The following is a 4,557-nucleotide window of genomic DNA, read 5'->3' as shown; positions in this document are numbered from 1 at the left end:
GCTACGAACGACACCCCCGCAACTACCTGGCCTTCCTCGGCCTCGCCGCAGCCATCTGCTGCTACAAGCGACTGGTCCGCCTCACCACATAGGACACGGTCTTAGAGGGTGGTGATGTTCAACTTTGCCAGGACGTCACCGATTTCACCGGATCCGCGATGAACGCCGCACCCTCGACGACGGAGCCGTCCTGGGCACGCACGTCCACGTGCACCCGAGAGACGCCGGCCTCACGCAGAAGAGTCGCGACTTCGGTCTCATCGACGCCCCAGAGGTAGAGGAAAGCCGGACTCTCGAAGAACGTCCGGTCCGCGTCCGCCATGCGCCCTGGATAGATGCACTCGTCGAACCGTGCCCTCCGTACCCCTGTCCACTCTCCGATGATTCGGTCGAATCGCGGCTTGTCCGCCGCATCGAGAATCAGGATGAAGTCGGCAGTCGCCGCTTCCGAAAGCGCACATCGCACGGCGTCGACGTACTCCTCGGCAACCTCCCGAGAGAATGCGGCCAATTGCCTGTACGTCTCGTCCTCGCTCCCGGAAAGCCGGGCATGACGCAGCCACAGTGTCCGCTCCAGCGTCTGGAATGGGTCCTGGTTATCCGTCGGGATCCGGCTCTCACGCAGCCGCCAGTCGACATGCCCCGCATAGCGCAAGGCCTCTTCCCAGAGCCGGCCGAAAAACTTGGGATGACCTCGACCTTCCCCGAGCCCCCAACAGGCGCTGCTCACGAAGGTCGTGGCCTGGTACGGGTAGTACAACTCTCCCGCAGGGGTCTCGTCGACAAGATCGATGACCTTGTCGGCAAGGCTTTCCATGCGTGCGATCGCACGTGCGTCAGGCACGGCCTCGTCCCAGCGGACCGCTTCGGCCACGGCCTCGCGGAAGCCGTGCGGCAGCGACTCCTGCCACCAACCGGGCCCCGGGAGGAGGGCCAGCCGCGCGTATCGGGAGACGGCCAGCCTGGTGGTGAGGGCGGTTTCGGCCTCATCCAGTGAACCGAGCACTTCATCCACCGCCACCATGCTCGCCTCCGAACGTAAAGATCCGATGCCCCTCGGGGTACTTCTGACGTATCACGTCGTTCGGCAGGAAGAGTAGCCGCTGCCCGTTCAGGGCCGGGCCGCCGTCAGCTTCCGGTCAGCGCGTCACCGGGTGAAATCGACCACGCTCTTCCGGTATCCGCCGGCATTCGCGGGAGACTCCTCGGTGATTTCGATGACGAAATCACCGAGGGCGTTCGCCCTGGGCTTTCCGTCCGGTCCCTGGGAACCCGGTTCGGCCTTCCAGTCGATCAGGTGGATCCGAACGGCGTACCGGCCCGGAGCGAGCGGGAACTCCAGCCTGTCGGCGCCGGTGTACTCGCCGACCGCTTCCAGCCCGCCCAGGGCGACACGGCCGTCGGGGACCCGAAGGTACGGCTGCGAGGAGACGAGGCGGAACCGCTCCTCACGCTCACCGAGCCGGCCGGGTTCCGGGACACCGCGCACCGTGAACCCGTAGGCGCCGTCGCCACCGATGCTCACGGGCACCAGAGCGCCCTCGTCGATGTACTCGACGAGGCTCTCGTCGCCGACGATCCGGTTCACCGAAACGGCACGAGGGCCGTCCACCCGGTGTTCCGGATGGACGGCCCTCGTTCTCAGCAGGACGCGACCGGGTTCAGTTCAGGGTCTCCAGGACCTCGGCGGGGGCCGGCGCGTGCTCCCGGGCCTCGCCGTCGACGGTCCACGAGCCGTTCCACTCGATCCGCCAGACCCGCCCGTGGCGGTTCTCGTACTCCACGAAGCTGCCGGGCGCGCCCTCCAGGAGCTCCAGCTCCCGGAGCAGCACGTCGGGGGTGGTGAAACCACGGAGGTCGCCTTCGCTTCCTCCGCCGGTCCTCGTGTTGTCGAACTTCATCCGGAGGAACGGCATGGCCCCACGGGTCATGTCCGCCGCGTTCAGCATCCGCTTGAAGCGGAAGAACGCCTCCTCCTGGGTCTCGTTCCCGGAGAACTCGCGGACGTACGCCGGGAAGACCCCGACCACGACCTCGTTGAGCTCCTCGTTCCGACCCACGTAGTAGCCGTGGATGTCGGGCTGGATCGCCACCAGGGCGTCGAAGTCGTACCCCGGGTGGGAGAACCCGGGAACGACCTCGAAGGGCCGGGGGTCCTCCCCGAGCCCGGCACGGTGCTCACGCGCGAACGTGAGCACCGACCGGGCCAGATCCTCGTCGAAGGAGTCTCGGGCGTTCACCTGATGGACGCGCGTCCCCTCCGCGTTCATCGCCAGCGAGAACACGAACCGGGACATGGGCGACCAGCGCCACGCGTGAGAGAGGCCAGGAAACTCCTCTACCCCGGGAATTTCCCGTACGGCCTGCTCCACATCAAATGCCACCCTTAGTCTCCTTTAATTCGAGTAGTTGGGACCCGTGTCCTGCCGATAACGCGCCTTCATTTTACCACCACCGCTTGAATTCGCCTGCCTGCGCATCGGATGCATTTTGGAGGCGTCATTGAAGAACGCCGCGCGCTGGCTTCTACTCTGATTGTACCCCTCGGCGTTCCAATGATCGACGACCGCGTACGTGTGCTCATACGTCAGCTCGTCGTCCGGAACGATATTACCGTCGTTGTCCAACCAATTCCCGTCGCTGTCCTTCCAATTCCTCTCCATTTCACGGTGGGTGTCGGCCCAGTATCCCGACGGGTACTGGTTGTCACGGTTGAGTCGACTCGGATTCGGGTTGGGGTTGGAGCCCATGCTCCCGTTCGCCATGCGCGGCTGGTTTCCGGCCGCGCAGGTGCACGTGGGCGAGTGGGCGGGGTTGCTGCCACCGCAGTTGTGGACCAGGACCGCCGCGCTCTTGTCGACCGCCCGGACCTGATCGCCCGCGAACACGAAGTACGTGTGCAGGCCCTTGATGCTGAGGTCGTACGTGACGCGATCGGCCCGGTACGACTTGACCTCGACGATCGCCGTCAGGGCACCGTCACCATTCTGGACCTTCTGGCCCACCTTGAGGTCGCCGGCCTGGGTCCAGGAGTTTCGGGTGGCCTCATAGAACTGGTGGTGCTTGGTGGTCTGGATCGTCTTCGGACCGGCCTTGGTGGCGACGACCACGTCGACGTAGTCGCGGTCGGTCTTGGTGATGATCACTTCCTTGACCCGGTGCTTCTCCTGGGTCTTCTTACCGGGTTCAGCAGTCAGGACATAGTCCCCAGCCTTGACCTTCGAGATCTGCTTTGTCGTACCGTCGGCCAGAAGAACAGGCGTGTTCGCAGTGAAGCTGTGCGGCGTGCCGCGCCTGCTCGGACAGGACCCGCCGGTTGCTGATGACGACTTCGATTTCGGACCGCGAGCACTGCCCGCAGCTCCGAAGATGCCGCCCATCGCCGCACCGACCGCCGTGGCCTTCGCCGCGCCGCCGACGCTGCAGCCGTCCGGGCTGTTCACGCAGGACGTGCCGTACTCGACCGCGCCGGTCGCCGCGCCTTCGGTCGCGCCACTGGCCGCGCCCGAGAAGATGCGGCCAGCGGTGCCCGAGAGCAGTCGGCCGGCCGCGCCCGCGGCGAGACCGCCGGCCGCGCCGCCGACCAAACCGGTGACCGCGCCGACGCCGACCGCCATGGCGAAGCCGCCTAGCGTCTTCGGGCCGTCGCTCATCATGTAGCCGACGCCGTTGGCCGCCGCGCCCGCGAGGACTGCGCAGCCGATGGCGCCGACGCCTGCCGTGATGGCGGTGCAGCCTGCGAAGACGGCAACCCCTACGGCCACCGACGCGATGGTGGAGGCGTGTTGTTTGACGAAGTTGGCTGTGGCTTTGGCCGCCTTTTTGACGGCCTTGCCGACCTTCTTGGCTTGCTTGACCACCTTCTTGGCTACGTGTTTGACCGCCTTGGCGACCTTACGGACCTGCTTCTTGACGTGCTTGACGACCTTGTGGGTGTAGCGCTTGACGCGCTTGTAGGTGCGCTTGACGTATCTCTTGACCTTCTTGACGCTGTCGCGCACGTACCGAACGGTCTTGCGCACCGTGCGGTACGTCTTGCGCACCACCTGCTTGACCTTGGCCTTGACGACCGTGGCGGCCGCCTTCACCACCGTGGCGACCTGTGCGACGGTGTGAGTGGTGGCCTGCCAGGCGGACTTGGCGACCGAGGTGACCGTCGAAGTGACCTTTTTGACGGCCTTCTTGGCCCACTCGAACCAGTGGCCGGTCGGGTCGACACCCGTCATCGGGTTGCCGTTGGCGTACGCGTAGCGGTTCGCGTTCACCGAGGCGGGCAGCGGGCTCTGCGCCATCGTGTCGCGGCTGTTGAACTGGCCGGTTTCCGGCGAGTACCAGCGCGCGGCCATGTTGACCTTGGCCGTCTCCGGGTCGGTCCAGCCCGACTGGTAGCCGAGAGCGCCGAGCATTCCGGCGCTCTGGACGACCTTGCCGAACGGCGAGTACGTCGTCGAACCCGCCAGCGCCTCTCCGGTCGCGGTGAACTGCGCCACCACGTCGTCGTGGAGGTCGGTCAGTGCCAGCACTGCCGACACGGACGTCTTCACACCGAGCAGCGAG

General features: G+C 65.9%; 4 protein-coding genes and 1 pseudogene. 1 reads left to right on the top strand and 4 read right to left on the bottom strand.

Translation table 11 applies throughout. The features are described 5' to 3' along the window. Window positions 1-92: pseudogene (locus IE136_RS23640) on the top strand (IS5/IS1182 family transposase); the annotation flags it as partial. A gap of 26 nt (window positions 93-118) precedes the next feature. On the opposite strand, the gene IE136_RS23635 reads toward IE136_RS23640, so the two are convergent. The 4 genes from IE136_RS23635 to IE136_RS23620 form a co-directional block, all read right to left on the bottom strand. Further along, a complete protein-coding gene (locus IE136_RS23635; RefSeq protein ID WP_189601326.1) occupies window positions 119-1,015 on the bottom strand; it encodes a hypothetical protein in 897 nt (298 codons plus the stop codon). Between the two features lie 132 nt (window positions 1,016-1,147). Next, the gene (locus IE136_RS23630) at window positions 1,148-1,612 is read right to left on the bottom strand and encodes a hypothetical protein (RefSeq protein WP_189601325.1); all 465 of its coding nucleotides are present in this window, start codon (window positions 1,610-1,612) and stop codon (window positions 1,148-1,150) included. Between the two features lie 49 nt (window positions 1,613-1,661). Beyond that, window positions 1,662-2,297, bottom strand: a complete 636-nt coding sequence (locus tag IE136_RS23625) for a hypothetical protein (protein WP_189601324.1) — start codon at window positions 2,295-2,297, stop codon at window positions 1,662-1,664. 99 nt (window positions 2,298-2,396) lie between these two features. Beyond that, window positions 2,397-4,557, bottom strand: a 2,161-nt coding sequence (locus IE136_RS23620) for an RHS repeat-associated core domain-containing protein (protein WP_268247956.1), incomplete at its 5' end; no start/stop codon positions are given.

It is taken from the genome of Streptomyces lateritius (assembly GCF_014649715.1).
Classification (GTDB): domain Bacteria; phylum Actinomycetota; class Actinomycetes; order Streptomycetales; family Streptomycetaceae; genus Streptomyces; species Streptomyces lateritius.
Note: the sequence above shows the minus strand (reverse complement) of the source record. Positions and strands in the feature narration are given on the sequence as shown.

Excerpts from the sequence above, each read along its gene's own strand:
- IE136_RS23625 (WP_189601324.1), bottom strand. The coding sequence starts at position 2,297 with ATGTCCCGGTTCGTGTTCTCGCTGGCGATGAACGCGGAGGGGACGCGC.